This is a genomic window from Gilliamella sp. N-G2, from assembly GCF_002142215.1.
Taxonomy (GTDB): domain Bacteria; phylum Pseudomonadota; class Gammaproteobacteria; order Enterobacterales; family Orbaceae; genus Gilliamella.
Genome location: NZ_NAST01000003.1, coordinates 17884 through 40285, shown reverse-complemented (window position 1 = coordinate 40285; position 22402 = coordinate 17884). Strand labels below are relative to the sequence as shown.

The 22402-nt window shown below is 35.5% G+C and carries 18 protein-coding genes and 1 tRNA gene; 10 read left to right on the top strand and 9 right to left on the bottom strand.

What is annotated here, in order from left to right:
- Positions 1-45: 45 nt before the first annotated feature.
- On the bottom strand, positions 46-630 hold the full coding sequence (gene grpE / locus B6C99_RS02235; protein WP_086358330.1) for a nucleotide exchange factor GrpE: 585 nt from the start codon (positions 628-630) through the stop codon (positions 46-48).
- A gap of 154 nt (positions 631-784) precedes the next feature.
- Here grpE and nadK point away from each other — a divergent pair, with 154 nt between their 5' ends.
- The gene (nadK, locus tag B6C99_RS02230; RefSeq protein ID WP_086358329.1) at positions 785-1663 is read left to right on the top strand and encodes an NAD(+) kinase; all 879 of its coding nucleotides are present in this window, start codon (positions 785-787) and stop codon (positions 1661-1663) included.
- Between the two features lie 64 nt (positions 1664-1727).
- Here nadK and B6C99_RS02225 read toward each other — a convergent pair whose 3' ends face one another.
- Both B6C99_RS02225 and argF read right to left on the bottom strand, forming a co-directional pair.
- Entirely contained in the window at positions 1728-2225 is a 498-nt protein-coding gene (locus B6C99_RS02225) for a phosphatidylglycerophosphatase A (protein WP_086358328.1), read from the bottom strand.
- A gap of 102 nt (positions 2226-2327) precedes the next feature.
- Positions 2328-3335, bottom strand: a complete 1008-nt coding sequence (gene argF / locus B6C99_RS02220; RefSeq protein WP_086358327.1) for an ornithine carbamoyltransferase — start codon at positions 3333-3335, stop codon at positions 2328-2330.
- A gap of 269 nt (positions 3336-3604) precedes the next feature.
- Between argF and carA the strand changes: the two genes are divergently transcribed.
- Both carA and carB read left to right on the top strand, forming a co-directional pair.
- Positions 3605-4765: a glutamine-hydrolyzing carbamoyl-phosphate synthase small subunit gene (gene carA, locus B6C99_RS02215; RefSeq protein WP_086358326.1), complete on the top strand. Its 1161-nt coding sequence runs from the start codon at positions 3605-3607 to the stop codon at positions 4763-4765.
- Between the two features lies 1 nt (position 4766).
- Positions 4767-7982 (top strand): carbamoyl-phosphate synthase large subunit, encoded by a 3216-nt coding sequence (gene carB / locus B6C99_RS02210; protein ID WP_086358325.1) that lies wholly within the window; start codon positions 4767-4769, stop codon positions 7980-7982.
- 60 nt (positions 7983-8042) lie between these two features.
- On the opposite strand, the gene B6C99_RS02205 is transcribed toward carB, so the two are convergent.
- On the bottom strand, positions 8043-8462 hold the full coding sequence (locus tag B6C99_RS02205) for a GFA family protein (protein WP_025316813.1): 420 nt from the start codon (positions 8460-8462) through the stop codon (positions 8043-8045).
- A gap of 220 nt (positions 8463-8682) precedes the next feature.
- On the opposite strand from B6C99_RS02205, the gene B6C99_RS02200 reads away from it, so the two are divergent.
- A tRNA-Met gene (locus B6C99_RS02200) sits at positions 8683-8759 on the top strand.
- A gap of 41 nt (positions 8760-8800) precedes the next feature.
- Here the strand turns inward: B6C99_RS02200 and metF are convergent.
- The 3 genes from metF to B6C99_RS02185 form a co-directional block, all read right to left on the bottom strand.
- Positions 8801-9676, bottom strand: a complete 876-nt coding sequence (gene metF / locus B6C99_RS02195) for a methylenetetrahydrofolate reductase [NAD(P)H] (protein WP_065613700.1) — start codon at positions 9674-9676, stop codon at positions 8801-8803.
- Positions 9677-9785: 109 nt separating this feature from the next.
- On the bottom strand, positions 9786-12059 hold the full coding sequence (gene metE, locus B6C99_RS02190) for a 5-methyltetrahydropteroyltriglutamate--homocysteine S-methyltransferase (protein ID WP_086358324.1): 2274 nt from the start codon (positions 12057-12059) through the stop codon (positions 9786-9788).
- 648 nt (positions 12060-12707) lie between these two features.
- Positions 12708-13259, bottom strand: a complete 552-nt coding sequence (locus B6C99_RS02185) for a DUF1440 domain-containing protein (protein ID WP_086358323.1) — start codon at positions 13257-13259, stop codon at positions 12708-12710.
- A gap of 362 nt (positions 13260-13621) precedes the next feature.
- Between B6C99_RS02185 and B6C99_RS02180 the strand changes: the two genes are divergently transcribed.
- From B6C99_RS02180 to B6C99_RS02155, 6 genes are all read left to right on the top strand, one after another.
- Positions 13622-14974 carry an Nramp family divalent metal transporter gene (locus B6C99_RS02180; protein WP_086358322.1) on the top strand — a complete coding sequence of 451 codons (1353 nt, stop codon included), beginning with the start codon at positions 13622-13624 and terminating at the stop codon, positions 14972-14974.
- Positions 14975-15265: 291 nt separating this feature from the next.
- On the top strand, positions 15266-16927 hold the full coding sequence (gene recN / locus B6C99_RS02175; protein ID WP_086358321.1) for a DNA repair protein RecN: 1662 nt from the start codon (positions 15266-15268) through the stop codon (positions 16925-16927).
- Between the two features lie 50 nt (positions 16928-16977).
- Positions 16978-18207: a bifunctional phosphopantothenoylcysteine decarboxylase/phosphopantothenate--cysteine ligase CoaBC gene (gene coaBC, locus B6C99_RS02170; protein WP_086358320.1), complete on the top strand. Its 1230-nt coding sequence runs from the start codon at positions 16978-16980 to the stop codon at positions 18205-18207.
- Positions 18191-18649, top strand: a complete 459-nt coding sequence (dut, locus tag B6C99_RS02165) for a dUTP diphosphatase (RefSeq protein WP_065579119.1) — start codon at positions 18191-18193, stop codon at positions 18647-18649. The genes coaBC and dut overlap by 17 nt, the downstream gene beginning before the upstream one ends.
- A gap of 2 nt (positions 18650-18651) precedes the next feature.
- Entirely contained in the window at positions 18652-19239 is a 588-nt protein-coding gene (gene slmA, locus B6C99_RS02160; RefSeq protein WP_242650638.1) for a nucleoid occlusion factor SlmA, read from the top strand.
- 60 nt (positions 19240-19299) lie between these two features.
- Positions 19300-20136, top strand: coding sequence for a mechanosensitive ion channel domain-containing protein (locus B6C99_RS02155; protein WP_086358319.1), 837 nt, complete (start codon positions 19300-19302; stop codon positions 20134-20136).
- A 59-nt stretch (positions 20137-20195) separates the two neighbouring features.
- Here the strand turns inward: B6C99_RS02155 and cysE are convergent, their stop codons facing one another.
- Positions 20196-20957, bottom strand: coding sequence for a serine O-acetyltransferase (gene cysE / locus B6C99_RS02150; RefSeq protein WP_065579143.1), 762 nt, complete (start codon positions 20955-20957; stop codon positions 20196-20198).
- 181 nt (positions 20958-21138) lie between these two features.
- Positions 21139-22371: an oligosaccharide MFS transporter gene (locus tag B6C99_RS02145; RefSeq protein WP_216819349.1), complete on the bottom strand. Its 1233-nt coding sequence runs from the start codon at positions 22369-22371 to the stop codon at positions 21139-21141.
- Positions 22372-22402 lie beyond the last annotated feature (31 nt).

The following is a 22402-nucleotide window of genomic DNA, read 5'->3' as shown; positions in this document are numbered from 1 at the left end:
AAAACCGCCAGCTATTTTGGCGGTTTTTTACTATATAGCCTAACTTTATTTAGCTACAATTACCATTGCTGGTCGAATTAATCGGCCATTAAGTGTATAGCCTTTTTGAATAGTATTAACAATTTGTCCTGATTGATGTTCTGGTGATTCAACCATACTAATTGCTTGATGCAGATCAGGATTTAGCTGTGAATCAGCTGTATTGATAACTTCAATACCAAATTTTTTGACCGTATCTAAAAATGATTTAAGTGTTAACTCTAATCCTTCTACCGTTGCTTTATGTTCAGGATTATTTTTATCGGTAGATTCTAATGCCCGTTCAAGATTATCAATCACCGGTAAAAGTTCATTTGAGAATTTTTCAAGAGCAAATTTACGTGCTTTATCAACATCTTGTTCAACACGTTTGCGTACATTATCGATTTCAGCACGAGCACGAATCATTGCTTCACTCTCGTTTTTCTTAGCAAGTTGCAGTGCTTGTTCAAGTTCGCTAATGCGAGCATCTTTAGCCTTTAACTGATCTTCAACACTTGGTTGTGATGGGGTTTGCTCTTCAGTACTTTGCTCAGCTTGGGTTTCAATGTTTGTTTCATTTTCTGACATATTGTTCTCTTGTTCTGTCATACGGTACTCCAAATTTAGTCGAAAACTTAGTGAATAACAGTTATTATGGGGACAAATTTTATTATTACAAGTTTAACGATAAGATGATATCGTGTTTTTTAATTGATAACTAAAAAATAATGATACTTAAGTCAAAAATGAACAAGGATATTTTATGGGTAGACCATTTAAATGTATTGGTTTGGTTGGGATTCCACGTAAATTAGAGGCGATAGAAACTCATCAGGTACTTTATGACTGGCTAGTTAACTTAGGTATTGAAGTTTTAGTAGAAGATCGATTAGCTCAATATATTAAATTACCTAGCAATGTCTATGCATCTCTCGATACTATTGGTGAACAAGCTGATTTAGCCATTGTGGTGGGTGGTGACGGCAATATGTTACGTTCCGCTCGTCACTTATCACACTATAAAATCAAAGTAATTGGGGTGAATCGAGGTAATTTAGGTTTTTTAACTGATATTTCTCACGACCATGTCATCGAACAATTAACACCTGTTATTAAAGGTGAATATGACGAAGATTCACGATTTTTACTAGAAGTATCTATCTATAGTGATGGTCAATTGATTAATTCTGGTTTTGCTGTAAACGAAATTGTGGTTACCCCCAATACTGTTGCGCATATGATTGATTATGATGTGTATATCAATGAGCGTAATGCCTTCTCACAACGTGCTGATGGTTTAATTATTGCCACGCCGACTGGTTCGACCGCTTATTCATTATCGGCAGGGGGGCCAATACTGGCGCCACATTTAGATGCGTTAATTATTACGCCAATGTTTCCACACTCTTTGGCAGTTAGACCTTTAGTGATTAAGAGTGATGATCCTATTCATCTTAAATTTCCAACTACCGCTTTGGATCTTAATATTGCTTGTGATAGCCAAATTATTTTACCGGTTAGGCCAACCCAAGATGTGATAATCCGTCGCTCCAATTATGAATTTAATTTAATCCATACTAAAGACTATGATTATTTTAATAATTTATCGAGTAAGTTAGGTTGGTCACAAAAAATGTTTTAAGGGTTGCTATGCTAAATAACCCTTATTTTCATATTGAAATTATCATTTAAAGATAGATTTATCTTTAAATGATAAAGGTTAAAAGATAAACCGATAATGATGAAAAGATTGCCGCGATCACATCATCAACCATAATGCCAAATCCCCCTGCTACACGTTTATCAAACCAACGGATTGGCCAAGGTTTGGCCATATCAAAGATTCTAAATGCAACAAAAGCAATCGTTACCCATAAAATCGAAATCTGTGGAATAAAAAATAAAGTTATCCACATACCGACAAATTCATCCCAGACAATATGGCCTGAATCATGAGTATGAGTATCATCTGAAGTTTTTTGGCAAACAAAACAACCAAAAATAAAGGTTACTAAAATAAACACCCAATATAACGTTGGCGTTAAACCGTAGAATAACAGCCATAATGGGATCGCCATTAATGATCCCATAGTACCCGGCATGATTGGCGATAAACCACTACCTAAGCCAACAGCCAAAAAGTGAATGGGATTAGTTAGCTTAAGGTACTTTTTAAAATCTTTATTGCGCTGTTTTTTAGTCATTATGATAAAAATCTTTTGATAAAATTATGCCGACATTAGGTCGGCAAAAAGTTTCTTAGCCAAGTTAAGCTAAGCAAGCAATGATGATAATCAAATATATTATTAGTCTTTAGCTAACGTTGCAACCATTACTGCTTTAATCGTATGCAAGCGGTTTTCAGCTTCATCAAAAACGATGCTATGTTTAGATTCAAAGACTTCATCTGTGACTTCTAAACCATTTTTTAAACCATACTGAGCTGCCATTTGTTTACCAACAGTGGTATTCATATCATGAAATGCTGGTAAACAGTGCATAAATTTGACTTCTGGATTACCAGTTAAATTGATGACATCCTGATTTACTTGATATGGCGTTAATAATTTGACTCTTTCGTCCCAAACTTCTTTTGGTTCGCCCATCGATACCCAAACATCGGTATATAGAAAATCCACATCTTTAACACCATCAGCAACGTCTTCCGTTAAAATGATTTTTGCGCCAGTCGTTTTAGCTATTTCTTGGCATTTTTGTACCAATTCTGCTTCTGGCTGACAAGCTTTAGGGGCCACTAAACGAATTTCCATGCCCATAAGTGCAGCACCTTCCATTAATGAGTTACCCATGTTATTACGGGCATCACCTAAATAAGCAAATTTAACACTGCTTAATGCTCGCTCACCAATATGTTCTTGCATGGTCATAAAATCAGCTAAAATTTGAGTTGGATGTGCTTCAGTGGTTAAACCATTCCAAACTGGAACACCAGAATATTTAGCTAAGGTTTCAACAATTTCTTGTCCATAGCCACGGTATTCAATGCCATCATACATTCTGCCTAATACTCGAGCTGTGTCCGCAATTGATTCTTTGTGTCCAATTTGGCTGCCACTTGGCCCTAAATAGGTAACTTGTGCACCTTGATCAAATGCACCAACTTCAAATGCACAGCGAGTGCGAGTTGAGTCTTTTTCAAAAATAAGCGCAATATTTTTACCGACTAAATGTTGTTTTTCGGTACCTTGTTTTTTGGCCTTTTTTAATTCAATAGCTAGATTAATCAATTGATTAATTTCTGCTGGAGTAAAGTCAAGTAAACGTAAAAAATGACGTTGATAAAAACCGTGCATACAGAGCTCCTAATAGCCGTAAAAAATTATTAAGATTTTATTTGAATAATTATGCAATTTCAAGTTAAACATTTCATATTTATGTGATATTGGTGTTAAATTATGGAATAGTCTAAAAAATTAGACTTTATTGTTTAATTATTTTTTATAATATCGCTTTTTTTGTTTAAAAAATTGTAATAAAATGGCCAAATATTGTCTCTTTAGAAAACAATTAATTGAATTTTTATTCATAATTATTGATTATTTAATCAAAAGGTCGTTTAATCATGCAAACTTATGCCCTCCTTATTTTACAAGATGGTTCACAATTTATTGGTAAATCAATTGGTGCTGATGGCCAAACTGTTGGTGAAGTTGTATTTAATACTTCTATGACAGGGTATCAAGAAATTCTTACTGATCCTTCATATTGTGAACAAATAGTGACATTAACGTATCCGCATATTGGTAATGTTGGTACCAATAGTGCTGATGCCGAATCAACGCAAGTTTATGCAAAAGGATTGATTATTCGAGATTTACCATTAATCGCAAGTAATTATCGCAGCGAAATGGATCTTTCAAGTTATTTAAAAAAACATAATGTGATTGCAATTGCTGATATTGATACACGTCGTTTAACACGTATTTTACGTGAAAAAGGTGCACAACATGGCGTGATTATTACCGCAAATGATAAACAGACCTTACTTGATAATGTAGAAAATGCTAAACAACAGGCTATAGATTATAAGGGTTTAAGTGGTTTAGATCTGGCTCAAGATGTGATGTGCAGTAAAAGTTATACATGGACCAGCAGTATATGGACAATTCAACAAGAGTATCCAATCCCAAAAGCAGAAAGTGAACTACCTTACCATGTTGTTGCTTATGACTTTGGTGTTAAACAAAATATTTTAAGGATGTTAGTTGCGCGTGGATGTAAGTTAACTGTTGTTCCCGCTAAAACGCCAGCAAATGAAGTGCTGGCACTGAATCCGGATGGTATCTTTTTATCAAATGGTCCAGGAGATCCGGCGCCTTGTACTTATGCCATTGAAGCGATTAAGCAGTTTCTGACTACCGATATTCCTGTTTTTGGTATCTGTTTGGGGCACCAACTGTTAGCACTAGCCTGTGGTGCTAAAACTATCAAAATGAAATTTGGTCACCATGGTGGTAACCATCCAGTTAAAGATCTGGAAAATAATAGGGTAATGATTACAGCGCAAAATCATGGCTTTGCTGTCGATGAAAATTCCTTACCTAATCATTTACGAGCTACACATAAATCGTTATTCGATGGTTCATTACAAGGTATTCATCACAATCAAAAACCAGCATTTAGTTTTCAAGGCCATCCAGAGGCAAGTCCTGGGCCTCATGATGCTGCGCCACTTTTTGATCACTTTATTGAATTAATTAAAATTTATAAGCAGGAGCAATAACATGGCTAAGCGAACAGATATTAAAAGTATTCTAATTATTGGCGCTGGTCCAATCGTTATCGGTCAAGCTTGTGAATTTGATTATTCCGGTGCTCAGGCATGTAAAGCATTACGTGAAGAAGGCTATCGAGTCATTTTAGTTAACTCGAATCCGGCAACCATTATGACCGATCCTGAAATGGCGGATGCCACCTATATTGAGCCAATTCATTGGACATGTGTACGCAAAATTATTGAAAAAGAGCGCCCCGATGCCATTTTACCAACGATGGGCGGACAAACAGCATTAAATTGTGCATTAGAACTTGAAAAACAGGGTGTTTTAAAAGAGTTTAATGTTGAAATGATCGGCGCTACCGCCGATGCCATTGATAAAGCCGAAGATCGCAAACGTTTTGATCAGGCAATGAAAAAAATTGGGCTTGATACCGCCCGTTCAGGCATTGCTCACTCATTACCAGAGGCTTATGTGGTACTGCAGCAGGTGGGCTTTCCTTGTATTATTCGTCCATCATTCACTATGGGCGGAACCGGCGGTGGCATCGCTTATAATCAAGAAGAGTTTGAAGAAATCTGTACTCGTGGACTTGATTTATCTCCAACCAATGAACTCCTGATCGACGAATCACTAATAGGCTGGAAAGAGTATGAAATGGAAGTTGTGCGCGATAAAAACGATAATTGCATTATTGTTTGTTCGATTGAAAACTTCGACGCAATGGGCATTCATACTGGTGATTCGATAACAGTTGCGCCGGCACAAACTTTGACAGATAAAGAGTATCAAATCATGCGTAATGCCTCTATTGCGGTATTGCGCGAAATTGGTGTTGAAACTGGCGGTTCAAACGTACAATTTTCGGTTGATCCACAAACCGGACGATTAATTGTCATTGAGATGAATCCTCGGGTATCACGCTCTTCGGCGTTAGCCTCTAAAGCAACGGGATTTCCTATTGCCAAGATTGCAGCTAAATTAGCGGTTGGCTATACACTTGATGAGCTCTCCAATGATATTACTGGCGGTAAAACGCCTGCTTCTTTCGAACCCTCTATTGATTATGTGGTGACTAAAATCCCACGGTTTAATTTTGAAAAATTTGCCGGTTGCAATGATCGCTTAACCACACAAATGAAATCAGTAGGCGAAGTGATGGCAATTGGCCGAACATTCCAAGAATCAATGCAAAAAGCACTTCGCGGTTTAGAAGTCGGTGCGTGCGGATTAGATGAAAAAATCGATGATGTTAGCGATGAAAAGAATCTTGCTAAAATTCGATACGAACTACAAGAGGCTGGTAGCGATCGCATTTGGTATATAGCCGATGCTTTTCGCGCAGGTTTTACCGTTAATGAAGTGTTTTTATTAACTCATATTGATCGCTGGTTCTTAGTGCAAATAGAAGAATTAGTACAAATAGAAAACCGCTTAAAGCAACAAACCATTCATGATCTTGATCAAGAGGCCTTATGGCAACTTAAACGTAAAGGCTTTTCGGATCTTCGTATTGCTAAACTGCTTAATACTCAAGAACAAGCTGTGCGAGATCTGCGCGTACAATATGATATTCACCCAGTTTATAAACGTGTGGATACCTGTGCAGCCGAGTTTTCAACCGATACCGCCTATCTTTACTCAACCTATGAACAAGAGTGTGAAGCCAATCCACAATTTAATCGTAAAAAGATTATGATTTTAGGAGGAGGACCTAATCGTATTGGACAAGGAATCGAATTTGATTACTGCTGTGTACATGCTGCTTTAGCTTTACGTGAAGACGGCTTTGAAACCATTATGGTAAATTGCAATCCCGAAACGGTTTCAACCGATTATGATACTTCCGATAGACTCTATTTTGAGCCGGTTACCCTTGAAGACGTGCTTGAAATTGCTCACGTTGAAAAACCTGATGGCGTGATCGTACAATATGGTGGACAAACTCCGCTGAAATTGGCACGAGCCCTTGAAGCTGCTGGAATTCCAATTATTGGTACTTCACCTGATGCCATAGATAGAGCTGAAGATCGCAAACGCTTTCAAGAAGTAGTCGATAAATTAATATTAAAACAGCCTGTTAATGCCACTGTAACTGATATTGATGACGCAGTGATCAAGGCAGAGCAAATCGGTTATCCACTCGTGGTGCGTCCATCTTATGTATTAGGCGGACGAGCAATGGAAATTGTTTACAATGAACAAGATTTACGGCGCTACTTTAAAACCGCAGTAAGTGAATCCAATAATGCGCCAGTACTACTTGACCACTTTTTAGATGATGCCATTGAGGTGGATATTGATGTGATTGCCGATGGCGAACAAATCGTTATTGGTGGCATTATGGAACATATTGAACAAGCCGGTATCCACTCGGGTGATTCAGCTTGTTCACTGCCAACTCATACCTTAAGCCCTGAAATTTTAGCTGAACTGCGAAAACAAGCGAAACAATTGGCGTTTGAACTTAATGTAAAAGGTTTAATGAATGGACAGTTTGCAGTAAAAGATAATCAAGTTTATCTGATTGAAATTAATCCTCGAGCTGCACGAACGGTACCTTTTGTCTCGAAAGCCACAGGGTTACCATTGGCCAAAATTGCAGCTCGGGTGATGACAGGAAAATCGCTTGCCAAGCAAAATGTCACCCAAGAAGTGATTCCGCCTTATTACTCAGTTAAAGAGGTAGTATTACCATTTAATAAGTTTAGCGGTGTTGACCCAATTTTAGGGCCTGAAATGCGCTCAACCGGTGAAGTTATGGGAATTGGTAAAACGTTTGCCGAAGCTTTTGCTAAAGCACAACTTGGTAGTTTATCTAACATGAAAAAATCGGGTAAAGTATTACTTTCAGTTCGTGAACAAGATAAATCAAGACTATTAGAAGTAGCTAAACGTTTAATTGCGCATGGTTTTACGATTGATGCAACCTTGGGTACGGCCAAACTGTTACAACAAGCTGGTATCAGCTGTCAAATCGTTAAAAAAGAGAATGAAGGTCGGCCAAATATCCATGATCATATTAAAAATGGCGAGTACAGTTATATTCTTAACACAACCTCAGGTCGTGCAGCTATTGAAGCATCTAAAATCCTACGCCGTAGTGCTATCCAATATAAAGTCCATTACGATACGACTATGAATGCAGCTTATGCTACGACAGCAGCTCTGGATTACGATCCTGCTGATAGTGTGATACCGTTACAGGCACTTTATCAATAAACAAAAAGACGAGCTATAGCTCGTCTTTTTTTATAAATAGATTAAATTATAATTTATTTTTTAAGCCTTTCCTTCAGCCATTGCTAAAATATCTGCTTCAGTTAATTTGTGAGTCTGATTAGCAAACGCATAGCAAGTTGGTTTTTTATCAATAAAGACTTCAGCCGTGAATTTTAAATCCTTAATATCGTCAAAAATCCAAGCAGCAATATAATAATTTTGCGTACCTTTTAAATGATAATAAAGATGAGAGCCACACTCTTTACAAAATGCTCTTTCCGCCCATTGTGATGAGTTAAAATGGGTAACGTTCTCTTGTCCTTCTATCGTTAAATCACCACTGTGCGCTAAAGTCATTAAAGGTCCAGCACTCCATTTACGACAAGTTTGGCAATGGCATGCACTAAAATCCGTATTAGCAAACGGCACAGATAATTTAACTTTACCGCATAAACAAGATCCATGATATTGAGTTGACATATTTTTCCCTTTTTCCAATTAATGATTTTGCTAATTGGTCAAATATTAACATAATGAATAATCAACTAGAATAAGTTTAGTTGTAAAAAAATACTGAGAAAAGCATACTAAACCGTATAAAAAACGCGATTATTTGGTAAGTAATTCGTAAAAAAAGGGTGTTTAGACTAGAAAAGTATTGCTTTATTATTTTATTGATATAATATAGCCACCTCTTTGACGCGGGGTGGAGCAGCTTGGTAGCTCGTCGGGCTCATAACCCGAAGGTCGTTGGTTCAAATCCAGCCCCCGCAACCAATTTCTCCAAATCTTTCCCCACTTTTATTTATTACTAACCATTATGCAGATTTTGGCACAGCAAGTAATGTTGATACCGCTTCGCTAATACGTCTAGCAATGTAACTATTGTTCATTGTGTATAAATGGATACCATCAACATTTTGTGAGACTAAATCAACAATCTGATCGATAGCATAAGCAATACCTGCATCACGAAATGCATCCGGATGATGTTCATATTTTTCCATCATCTGTTTGAACTTTTTAGGTAAATTTACGCCACACATTGAAACCATTCTTTCAATCTGATTTTTATTGGTAACTGGCATAATGCCTGCTTCAATTGGTACATTAATATCCATATCATGTGCTTTATCTAAAAAGGCATAAAAATAGTCATTATCAAAAAATAGTTGTGAAATTAACTGATCGGTACCAGCATTTACTTTTTCTTTTAGATGGATTAAATCTTGTTTAAGCGTCGCTGCTTCAAGATGCCCTTCTGGATAGCATGCGCCAATAACATTAAAATCACCATTTTCTTTAATAAAGGTGACTAATTCGCTAGCAAAACGAAAATCATCTTTTGGTGGTACATTGGGGCTGATATCACCACGTAATGCTAATACATTATCAATTCCGGCACATTTGAGGTCGTGAAGAATTTTTAGCATTTCGGCTTTGTCGAAGTTGATCCCCGGTAAATGTGCGACACTTTCAATACCATAAGTATGTTTAACCGAATGTGCAATATCAATTGTAGTTTGGCCATTTAAGCTACCACCAGCACCATAAGTGACACTAATAAAGTCAGGTTTAAAATAACCTAATTCGCGTAATGTGCTATAAATTGTCTCTAATGGTGACGTTTTTTTAGGTGGAAAAACCTCAAAGGAAAATACTGTTTTTTGGTTAAATAATAAATTTGTTTTCATTGGTACCATCCATTTTTGCTATCTTTTTTACTCTACTGACATTACCGCCGCCTATAAAGGCGGCGGTAATTAAGACAGACAAAGCTAATTAACTTTATAAAAAACAGTGTTAATTAAGTGTCTTTCTCACTTCTAAGGTTGCTTGAACTAGGTGTTCTAAGCTTTCAACTACTTCTTTTTCACCTCGAGTTTTTAAACCACAGTCTGGATTAATCCACAATTTTTGGTTATCAATTTTAGCTAATAATTTTTCAATAGTTGCTTTGATTTCAGCAACTGGTGGTACGCGTGGTGAGTGGATGTCATACACACCAGGTCCAACTTCTGTTTTGAAGTTATTAGCTTTAAGTACATCAATTAATTGAAGATTTGAGCGTGATGCTTCAAATGAAATAACATCAGCATCCATCGCATCGATATCTTTGATGATGTCAGCAAATTCGCTATAACACATATGAGTATGAATTTGTGTATCAGCTTGAACTTTGCTGTGAACCAATCTAAATGCTGGAATTGCCCAATCTAGATATTCACTATTCCAATCAGCTTTACGTAATGGTAATTTTTCTTTTAATGCTGCTTCATCAATTTGAATGACTTTGATACCAGCCGCTTCAAGATCTAATACTTCATCACTGATCGCTAAACCAATTTGGAATACCGATTCTTTTTGTGAGATATCTTCACGTGGGAATGACCAGTTTAAGATAGTCACAGGGCCCGTTAACATGCCTTTAACTGGTTTATCAGTTAAACTTTGCGCATACTTTGAATATTCAACAGTAATTGGTTTTGAACGAGAAATATCACCCCAAACAATTGGTGGCTTAACGCAACGAGTACCATAAGATTGCACCCACGCTTTTTCAGTAAATACGAATCCGTTTAAGCTTTCACCGAAGTATTCCACCATGTCATTACGTTCAAATTCACCGTGAACTAATACATCAATACCGATCTCTTCTTGTAGTTTGATACATTCAGCAATTTTTTTCTTATTAAATTCAGTGTATTCATTTAGGCAAATTTCACCTTTTTTGAATTTAGCACGATTTAAACGTACATCCGGCGTTTGTGGGAATGAACCAATTGTTGTAGTCGGTAATAATGGCAGATTAAAGGCTTTTTTCTGCGCAGCTTCACGTACTGAAAACTCAGGTAAACGAGTAAAATCAGACTCTTTCAGTGCAGCCACTTTTTGGCGGACCGCTTGGTTAGCTCCTTCACGCTCACGGGTAAATAGTGTTTGGTTCGCTTTATAAGCGGCATTATTATCTGGATTTGCTTCATTAAGTAATTGGCCTAATTCAGCAAGTTCTTGTAGTTTTTCTTGAGCGAAAGCAAAATAAGCACGTTGTTGAATAGTTAATTTAGTCTCATTTTGTAACGTATAAGGTACATGCAATAATGAGCATGAAGTATTCACCACAACGTTTGCAGCTTTTTGTTTAATTTTAGCTAATAAAGTTAAGGTTTTTTTGTAATCATTTTTCCAAATATTTTTACCATTAACAACACCTGCAAATAATACTTTTTCAGCAGGAAAGCCATTATTTTCAAGTAAGGCTAAAGTTTGTTTACCTTCAACAAAATCAAGACCAACACCATCAAAAGGTAATGCAACAAGTTCTTTATAACAGTCACGTACATCACCAAAATAAGTTTGTAATACGACTTTAGTTTTACCTTTAACAGATAAAATAGCTTGATAAAGTTCGTTAAATAGTGCGATATCTTGTTGACTAAGATCCGTCACTAAAATTGGTTCATCAATTTGGATCCAGTCAGCACCAAGTGTCGTGAATTTTTGGATGATTTCTTGATAGGCTTTAATAATTTCTGCTTTAAAATCAACTAGTTGTTTGCTACCTAAATATTGGGCTAATTTGAAAAAGGTTAATGCTCCAATAATAACAGGTTTAGTTTGGATACCTAATGCTTTTGCTTCTTGATATTCATCAAAAGGTTTTGTACTGGCGATTTTAATTTGTAGTGAATCTTCAATTTCAGGCACTAAGTAGTGGTAATTGGTGTTAAACCATTTCTTCATTGCTAACGCACGCACATCACCTTTTTCACCTTGATAACCACGCGCCATTGCAAAATAGCGATCGAGTTCAGGTAAACCTAAATCTTGATAACGTTTTGGTACAACATTTAGTAAACATGCTGTGTCTAGAACTGCATCATAAAATGAGAAGTCATTTGATGATATAAATGCTATTTTTTGAGCAGCTTGTTGATTTAAATGTTCTGCACGTAGCGCTTTTGCTTCACTTAATAGTTCAACTTGAGTTTTGTTTCCTTTAAAATAAGCTTCGGTAGCAAATTTTAATTCACGAAGCTTACCAACACGTGGATATCCAATAACAGCAGTATTCATTTTATTTTCCTTTCATTTCATCGCAGTTCTTTAGTAGATAAAAAGATAACAAAAAAAATTGATATTGAATAATTATAGTTTTTTATGGATTGATATAGTTTTTAACTATAACAAAATGATCTAGCATTTTTACATAAATTAAAATTAGATATATTTATTTAATAACTGCATATAAGATAATAAGAAATTTCAGATCATGATCAATAATAGTTACTACGTGTATTATTCTTTGTTTAATTTACTTTATTGAACTTGGATTGATCTGTCCATCATTAGGTAATGACCATAGTGTTGTTATGACTGGTCAGTCGATTCTGAACTTTTTTATTATAGTTTTTTTCTTTTTTAACTGTAATGTCAATATTCTGTATTACCTATTTAAGTCACGTAAACATTGGTTTGATTATTTTCCGGTTGGCTTATTGTCTGCGGTTATTATTTTTATTCCGGTAAATAATTTCATGGTGAAAAAAACAAAGAAATCTCGTTAATCAAAACGACTTGAGCGACAACTTAGTGATATAAAAGTGGAAAGAGTAGAGAAGATTAATCTAAATATTTTACAAAAATGATTAATAATTAATTTATATAATTAAGATTCCAAACCCTCCTATCTTGATCGAGATAGAAGGGGGGAGTAAACAACATTTATTTTCGCCATTCGCCTCGGATTGGTCTGGAAAAGTGCGCAAGTACTGCAATCATACAGATCTCGATAGAAACACCCCAATAAATATGGCCTAAAATTTCACTCCATAATTCATAGCCATTTAAATTCCACAACCAACCAATTGTTCCTTCTGGTGCGTAAGCAGGATGGCGGAAACCTAATAAAGGAATTAAAAACCCGTGCATGACAACAGTAATAATTAGCCCATAAAATGCCCCGTACCAAAGTCGGATTTTATTCCAAAAATAAGCAATAAATACATAAACAAAAGCAAAAGCGAAACTGAATAACCAGTGATAAAGAGTGACTGCACCCAAAACATTGGTTCCTTGATAAATATAATCAAGCGAGTGAGAATTGATGTTTAACCAACCAAGCCAAGCATCAATATGTGCCGCTGGTGGTGAAATTTCACCAGGAACTCGAGGAGGCATATTAACTTCAGATCCCCACTTTACTAATGAACTTATAAAACCACCAATAATTGTTGTCCAGATGATAATTTGACGATTTGTTTTATTTCCAAACATGTGACTTATTCCTTACTATATTTAATAGATTTTCAAACGAGAATACACAATAATTTAGATCAATTTACTGCTACTTAACACTGCTGATTATTTTATAAAATAATCGGTTACCTAAAACGATATTGTTTAGTTTTGTGATAACGATTTGGGATGGACTTCTGTATCTTTAATCAGTCATAATAGGTATAGCCATACCTATATAAACTAATCTTGAACAAATAATATACTCGTTTAAATGTAAATAATACATATTATCATCATAATTTTTAAAAAGAACCGCAAATGAGTAGTTATTAATTGATAATGATTCTCATTATCATTATCATATATAATGCCGATATATCCATTTAGAGGTTTTAATTATGTTAAAAATATCTACAGTAAGTCTTGAAGAGATTAATAATACTGTTCATATTCCCAATCCCAATGCTGGTTTTTTTCGCAAACTGTGGGCTTTTTCTGGACCAGGGGCTTTAGTTGCTGTTGGTTATATGGATCCTGGTAATTGGATAACCTCAATTCAAGGTGGGGCTCTTTATAGTTATTTACTACTATCAGTAATATTAATTTCTAGCCTGATAGCCATGTTGTTACAAGCGATGTGTGTAAAAATAGGTATCGTTACAGGCATGGATCTTGCACAAGCAACTAAATCGATGGTTGGTAGAAAAATAGCTTTTTGTTTATGGATATCCACTGAATTAGCTATTATTGCCACAGAAATTGCTGAAGTAATTGGTAGTGCTGTTGCCTTAAACCTATTATTTGATATTCCATTATTAATTGGTGTTTTATTAACGGTATTTGATGTGGTTATTTTGTTAATTCTAATGCGTTTTGGTTTTAGAAAAATAGAAGCTATCGTTTTTTGTTTAATTGCGACAATATTTATTATCTTCGCTTATGAGGTTTTAAGAGCATCTCCAGAATTTAGCGACATTATAAATGGTTTTATTCCTCGGTCAGATATTTTTACTGCCTCAATTAAAGGGCATGATTCGGCGTTAGTCATAGCTCTGGGCATTGTTGGTGCGACAGTTATGCCACATAATTTATATCTTCACTCATCTATTGTCCAAACTCGAAAATATGATAGAAAAAATAAAACTAGCTTAAAAGATGCGATCAGATATGCAACTATTGATTCCAATATACAGTTGTCATTTTCATTTATTATAAATTGTTTATTATTAATTCTTGGTGCATCGCTCTTTTATGGCAATAATCCTGATGAATTGGGGCGATTCACCCAACTTTATGATGCTTTGAAAGACCCACACATGGTGGGACCAGTAGCGAGTTCAGTTATGGCTACTTTATTTGCTGTTGCATTACTAGCATCTGGTCAAAATGCAACAATTACTGGTACATTGACAGGGCAAATTGTTATGGAGGGATTTATCAATTTATCGATTCCTCTGTGGGCAAGACGAATACTTAGTCGTGGATTGGCAGTTGTTCCGGTTATTTTATGCATTTATATTTGGGGAGATAGAGAAAATATTGTCGAGAATTTACTCGTTTATACCCAAGTATTTTTAAGCATTGCTTTACCGATATCCATGGTGCCTTTAATTTTAGTCACTTCAAATAAAAAAATTATGCAGGAGTTTGTTAACAGTAAGTTAACTATTATTTTAGGTTGGGTCGCGACTATTTCGCTGGTGATATTAAATTTACAACTAATTTATGAAGTGATTAGTTCATTATATTAACTAACTATAATATCAACTTATTTATAAACTAATGATTGATTAAAACCATTGATTCAGTTGTTATCAATGGTTTATTTTTTTATCAATTGATGACTCCCTTTTATCTATCTGCTTAATTATTAAGCAAAAGATCAGTTTTGCAAGCAAGGTAAAATCTAGATAGCAACGTAATTCTAGTTAAAATAATAAAATTAAATTGTAATTTTATTTAAAAAGCTGTATTTATTTACAGTGTTTTTGTTGATATACTCGTACTAATTTTAATCAGTTGCATGTGTTTATTTAATTATTATGATAACTCAACTTACTATTAATAATTTTGCTATTGTCGATCAGTTGTTAGTTGATTTTACAACAGGGATGACCGCAATTACAGGGGAAACAGGGGCCGGTAAATCGATTGCGATTGATGCCTTAGGGCTATGTTTAGGTAATCGTTCTGATGCCTCAGCCATTCGTAATGGTGCGGAACGAGTAGATATTTCAGCTAGTTTCGTACTTGATGATACGCCAGCAGCATATGCATGGTTAACTGAAAATCAACTTGATGAAGGCAATGACTGTATTTTACGACGAGTTATCAATCAAGATGGGCGTTCTAAAGCATTTATTAATGGGCGAGCTGTACCAATTTCACAATTAAAAGATTTAGGACAAATGCTAATTCAAATTCATGGCCAACATGAACATCAGCGTTTGTTAAAAAGTGATTATCAACAAATATTACTTAATCACTATATGCATGAACCAAACTTATTATCGCAAATGCAACAGGCCTATAAGCAATGGAAAACGGCTAGCCAAGCTTATCAACAATATCAATCCTCAAAACAAGAACGTGATGCACATGTTCAATTATTGCAATATCAGTTAAAAGAATTAAATGAATTTTCGCCGATTGAAGGAGAATATCAACAAATTGATGAGGAATATAAGAAGTTAGCCAATAGTGAACAGCTAATTAACCTTAGTCAACAATCGATGATGTTACTCGACGAAGCTGATGAGTACAATGTAAGTAATATGCTTAATAGTGTTAAACATATTATTAATGATTTAGCTGCATTAGATCCATCCTTAAATAATGTTTCGGCAATGCTAGAAGAAGCCACTATCCAAATTAAAGAAGCTTGCTATGAATTACGTCATTATAGTGAAAGTTTAGAGTTGGATCCGGCAAGAGTTATGCAACTTGAACAACGCTTATCAAAACAGATTGCTTTGGCACGTAAGCACCATGTGTCACCGGAAGCGTTACCTGAATTACATCAGAGTTTACTTAATGAATTTAAACAGATTAATCAGCAAGATGAACAAGGTGAGCAATTAAAAGAGCAGATCAAAAAATATCAACAAATTGCTGTAGAATTAGCAACTAAATTACACCAAAAACGCTTAACAGCTAGCAAAACACTAGCTAAAAAAGTATCGGCTACTATGCATGAACTATCTATGCCAAATGGTGATTTCAGTATTGATATAACATTCGATGAAAACCGCTTAAATGAAGATGGTGCAGATCAGGTGTCCTTTTTAGTTAGTACCAATGCAGGACAAATTGCACAACCTTTAGCTAAAGTCGCATCTGGCGGTGAATTATCTCGTATTGCTTTGGCTATACAAGTTTTAACAGCACAAAAAATGGATACACCGGCACTGATTTTTGATGAAATTGATGTTGGTATTAGCGGACCTACTGCCGCTAAAGTGGGACAGTTATTAAGACAACTTGGTGAATCAACTCAAGTTATTACTGTGACACATTTGCCACAAGTAGCTGGTCAAGCTAATCAACATTACTTTGTAAGTAAACAAACAAATGGCAAACAGACAGCGACTGATATGCAAAGATTAGATAAAAATGGTCGCTTAAATGAGTTAGCTAGGTTATTGGGCGGCGATAAAATTACAGATGCGACATTAGCCAATGCGAAAGAGTTACTTATTATCTAATTTAATTATGGTAATATAACGACTTTAATTTTGGACTGAGGATAGCTAGAATTATGAGCTTATCTGGTAAAAATATTTTATTAGGCATAACGGGTGGCATTGCTGCTTATAAATGTCCAGATCTTGTCCGCCATTTAAAAAAGGCTGGTGCACAAGTACGAGTTGTGTTGACTGAGTCCGCTAGCCATTTTGTCGCACCAATGACTTTACAAGCGGTGTCTGGTAATGCAGTTTCAAAAGAGTTATTCGATCCTGCTGCTGAACTTTCAATGAGCCATATTGAATTAGCTAAATGGGCTGATTTAGTATTAATTGCTCCGGCTACAGCGAATATCATTGCTAAAATGGCAAATGGTATTGCCGATGACCTGCTATCGACGATTTGTCTTGCAACGCCAGCCAAAATTATCATCGCACCAGCGATGAATCAACAGATGTATAAAGCTGCCGCAACGCAGCAAAATTTAGCGACATTAGAATCACGCAATACATTAGTTTTAGGTCCAGATGATGGTTTTCAAGCGTGTGGTGACATTGGTCCTGGCCGCATGGTTGAACCGACAACTATCGTTGAAAATATTAATAACTATTTTTTAGCTAATTCTGAACTAGCTGGAACCACCATTACCATCACAGCTGGTCCTACCATTGAAGAGCTTGATCCAGTCCGTTATATCAGTAATTATAGTTCTGGTAAAATGGGTTTTGCCATTGCAAAAGCGGCAGCCGAAATGGGGGCAACAGTAAACTTAATTAGTGGTCCCGTTAATTTAACAACACCTAATAATGTTAATCGCATTAATGTAAAAAGTGCTAAACAGATGTATGATGAAGCATTGGTTTTGGCAGAAAAATCTGCGATTTTTATCTCTTGTGCGGCTGTTGCCGATTATCGAGCAGAGACTATTGCTAAAAATAAAATTAAAAAAACTGATGATAGCAATGAACTTGTGATTAAATTAGTTAAAAATCCGGATATTGTTGCCAGTATTGCTGGATTAAAAGAACACCGTCCATTTGTCGTTGGTTTTGCCGCTGAAACGAATGATGTAAAGACCTATGCCCTTAAAAAATTAACTACAAAAAATTTAGATTTGATTTGTGCTAATGATGTATCAGACCATAATATAGGTTTTAACTCTGATCAAAATGCATTAACCCTTTATTGGCGAAATGGCGAACAAACGTTACCATTAAGCAGTAAACAACAATTAGCAAAACAGTTACTTCAAGCAGTTATAACACGATATAAAGCGAGTCATGATGAAAAGAAAAATTGATATTAAAGTATTAGATAAACGTTTAGGTAATGAGTTTCCACTGCCAACTTATGCAACCGAAGGTTCAGCAGGTATCGATTTAAGAGCAATGTTTGATAAAACTACCGAAATCAAACCAGGCGAAACGATTTTAACTCCAACTGGTTTATCTATGCATATTGCTGATCCTAGCTTAGCTGCATTAGTGTTACCTCGTTCAGGACTTGGTTCAAAAAATGGTATTGTTCTTGGTAATTTAGTTGGTTTAATTGATTCTGATTATCAAGGTCAATTATTTGTGCCAGTTTGGAATCGAAGCCAAACTCCATTTGTTATTGAACCGGGCGATAGAATTGCGCAATTAATTATTGTGCCAGTCGTGCAAGCTGAATTTAATATTGTTGATGATTTTGTTGAATCAACACGCGGTGAAGGTGGATTTGGGCATTCAGGTAAGAAATAATCGTGAGTAGCAAAAATAAAAATCGTAAAGAAGATATACTCCAAGCATTGGCAACTATGCTTGAATCTAATGAAGGTACGCAACGAATCACAACGGCTAAATTAGCTGCAACAGTTGGTGTTTCTGAAGCTGCATTGTATCGACATTTTCCCAGCAAGACGAAAATGTTTGAGAGCTTAATTGTTTATATTGAAGATATTTTGCTTTCTCGTATTAATGTTATTATGCAAGATGAACCGAATACCTTTGTTCGACTGCAACTTATTTTAGCCTTAATACTTGGTTTTTCTGAAAAGAACCCAGGTTTGACTCGTATCATGACTGGGCATGCATTAATGTTTGAGCAAGAGCAATTGCAAGATCGAATTAGTCAATTATTTGAACGAATCGAAACCCAGATAAAGCAAGTCATACGAGAAAGAAAAATTCGTGAAGGTATCGCTTTTACCACTGATGAACGTATTTTGGCTGGTCAGTTACTTGCATTTTGTGAAGGAATGATGGCACGTTATTCTCGTTCAGGTTTTAAGTATTTACCCACAACAAACTTTGAAACCCGTTGGGCTTTATTAGCAAAACAGTTAGTTTAATTCGACTCACTAACAATTATCGTTCTAACTATTTCTGTTATTATTATAGAGGATAATTTCATGAATTTTGAAAATATAACCAATCAAATTCTATTCTTTATAGAAAAATATGATGGGGTAGTATTAAGTTATGTAGCGCATTTTTGTTTTGCTATTCTTATTTTTCTTATTGGCCGAACCATTGCTAAATTTGTTGCTCGCCAATTAAGAAGAATATTAACCAATCGTCATGTTGATCCAACCGTAGTTAAATTTGTCAGCTCTTTATCCTATTACGCCATTATAGTGATGACTTTCGTTGCTGTATTGGGACAACTTGGTGTCCAAACAGCATCAATTGTTGCTGTGATTGGTGCCGCCGGTTTAGCTGTTGGTTTAGCCTTACAAGGATCTTTGTCAAATTTTGCTGCTGGCGTGATTTTAATTATTTTTCGTCCTTTTAAAGTCGGTGAAACAGTGGTTATTAATAACCAAAGAGGGGTGATTGATTCTATTCAAATCTTTTCAACAACTATCATTACACCAACTAATGAAGTTGTTGTTATTCCAAATGGACAAGTAGTTAGTGCCAATATTATTAACTATACCCGTTTGCCGGAAAGACGTTTAGATTTAGTCGTTAATGTTGGTTATGATTCAGATATTCAAAAGGTTTATCAAGTTCTAAATCAAGCAGTGAATAAAACAAATAATATCTTAACCAGTAAAGATACAATTATTCGTTTGGATTTATTGGATGCTTCATCGATGAATTTTAATGTTTTAGTTTGGACTCTCAATGCCAATTATGGGCCAGTAAAGGCTGAACTGCTTGAAAATATTAAAAATGGCTTAACTGAAAATGGTATCAACATTCCATATCCAACTATGGATGTAAATGTAAACTCTCAATCATAATATTCAATTATTGTATTCTGTTGCTGGTTAGCAACGGAATACAACATTTCTTTTTGCAGTTAGATATCTTGATCCATATTTAATGCTGGTTTATCACAGTCAGGACAACCAACGATTTTAGCTGGCACACCTGCCACAGTAGTATGTTCTGGTACAGGCTCTAGAACTACTGAACCGGCACCAATTTTAGCGCCTTTGCCAATTTCAATATTCCCTAATATTGTCGAATGGGCACCAATCATGACGCCTTCACGAATTTTCGGATGACGATCGCCATTCTCTTTACCGGTGCCTCCTAAAGTAACTGATTGTAGGATAGAGACATCATTTTCAATCACTACCGTTTCACCAATGACAATACCTGTTGCATGGTCAAACATAACACCACAACCTATTTGGGCTGCCGGATGAATATCAACACCAAAAACAATGGCAATTTGGCTCTGTAAGAAGGTTGCTAATGATTTACGATCTTGTTTCCAAAGCCAGTGTGCAATTCGATAAGCTTGTAATGAGAGGAAACCTTTATAATAGAGCAATGGCGTTGAATAGTAATTCGTGGCGGGGTCACGAACGTACACAGCTAGAATATCGGTAATGGCGGCATGGATAATATTATCATCAGCCTGATAAGCTTGTCTGGCTATCTCGCGGATTTCAATTGCAGGTACAACTTGGGTGGCAAGTTTATTGGCTAAAATGTAACTCAAGGCACTACCTAGATTTTCATGATTAAGTAATGTTGCATGGAAATAACTCGCTAACATTGGTTCACTTTCAACCAGCTTCGATGCTTCTTGTCGAATTGTTTGCCACAACATAGCTGGTTTAACAATTTTTTTGCTTGTATTCACGCCAAATACCTATATAGATTTAAACATTAGTCATAATATTTAGTATTGTTTCGCAAACAATGGATAGACGCAAGCTTTAATGGACAAACAGATGATAATTTGTGAAATGGGAACCCACAGTTCCCATTTCTATTCAATTATTGAGTTATTATTGATTATTTGCTTGTTTATTATCACTTAACGTAAATATTGCGATGCATGAAATGATTAGCACGATACTAGCTAGTATATAAAAAGTCGTTGAATAACCATGATTATCAAATAATTTACCCACAGGTTTTGACAACACAATAACCCCTAAATTTGATGAAATATTAAAGCCAACCAAATAAAGTGTTGCTGAAAGTCTGGTATCAAAATTAGCTACAATATATTTGAACATAGCTAAAATAAACAGTGGAATTTCAATTGCATGAAATAGTTTGACCAAAGAGACTAGGTAGACATTATCTAAGCTTGCTGATAAACCAATTCGACAAATCATAACTAATGCCGCCACTAATAGTGATTTTTTAGCTCCCAATTTATTAATAAAATAAGGTGCTATAATCATACAACTTGCTTCAAGAAAAACTTGGAATGAATTTAAATAACCATAAATTTTATAACCAGTTTCCTCTTTTTCGAAAAAGCTGGTGTAAAAATTCGGGAATAGCTGTTGATCATAAATGGTATAAAAACTGAAAGTACCAATAATAAACACAACAAATAGCCAAAATTTACGAAGAGCAAAAAGTGATAATATTTCACTGATTGTTGGAATATTTGGCTTTGGTACTATTATTTGCGGTTTGTTGTTGCTTACCGATAATTTTTGTGTAGGTTTAAAAAATAAATTGATGATGAAATAGATAGCTGCGACGCCAGAAGCGAGCCAAAAGTTAATATGTGGATCAATGCCAAATGAAATACCGGCAACAAATGTCGCAGCAGCATAGCCAAATGAGCCCCAAAATCTTGCTGGTCCAAATTCAAAGTTACATAAACGACTTATCCGCTCGATAAATGAGTCAATTAAAGCACTGCCCGATATAAAGCCCGCACTTAATACCGGAGCGCCGATACAAACACCTAATATAAAATCCTGCCTTAATAGGGGTTCATAAACATAAATCAAAAAAGGGCCAATCAGTATCATCATGATACTTTGAAAAGTAACAACCGCTTTTCCTATCTGTAATTTATCTTGAATGATACCGTAAAAGATCATAAAAAACATGGCTGCAGCCGAATTAGCTGCATACACAACCCCTAGTTGTTCTCCAGATAATCCAATTTTGCTTTTAAGCCAAATCGCATAAAAAGACCACCAAAGCGACCATGCAGCATAAAAGGTAATAAGATAGCCTGATGAGAACCAATAATTTTTATTTTTTATCATATCTATATTCATTTTCATTCTCTTCTATTGG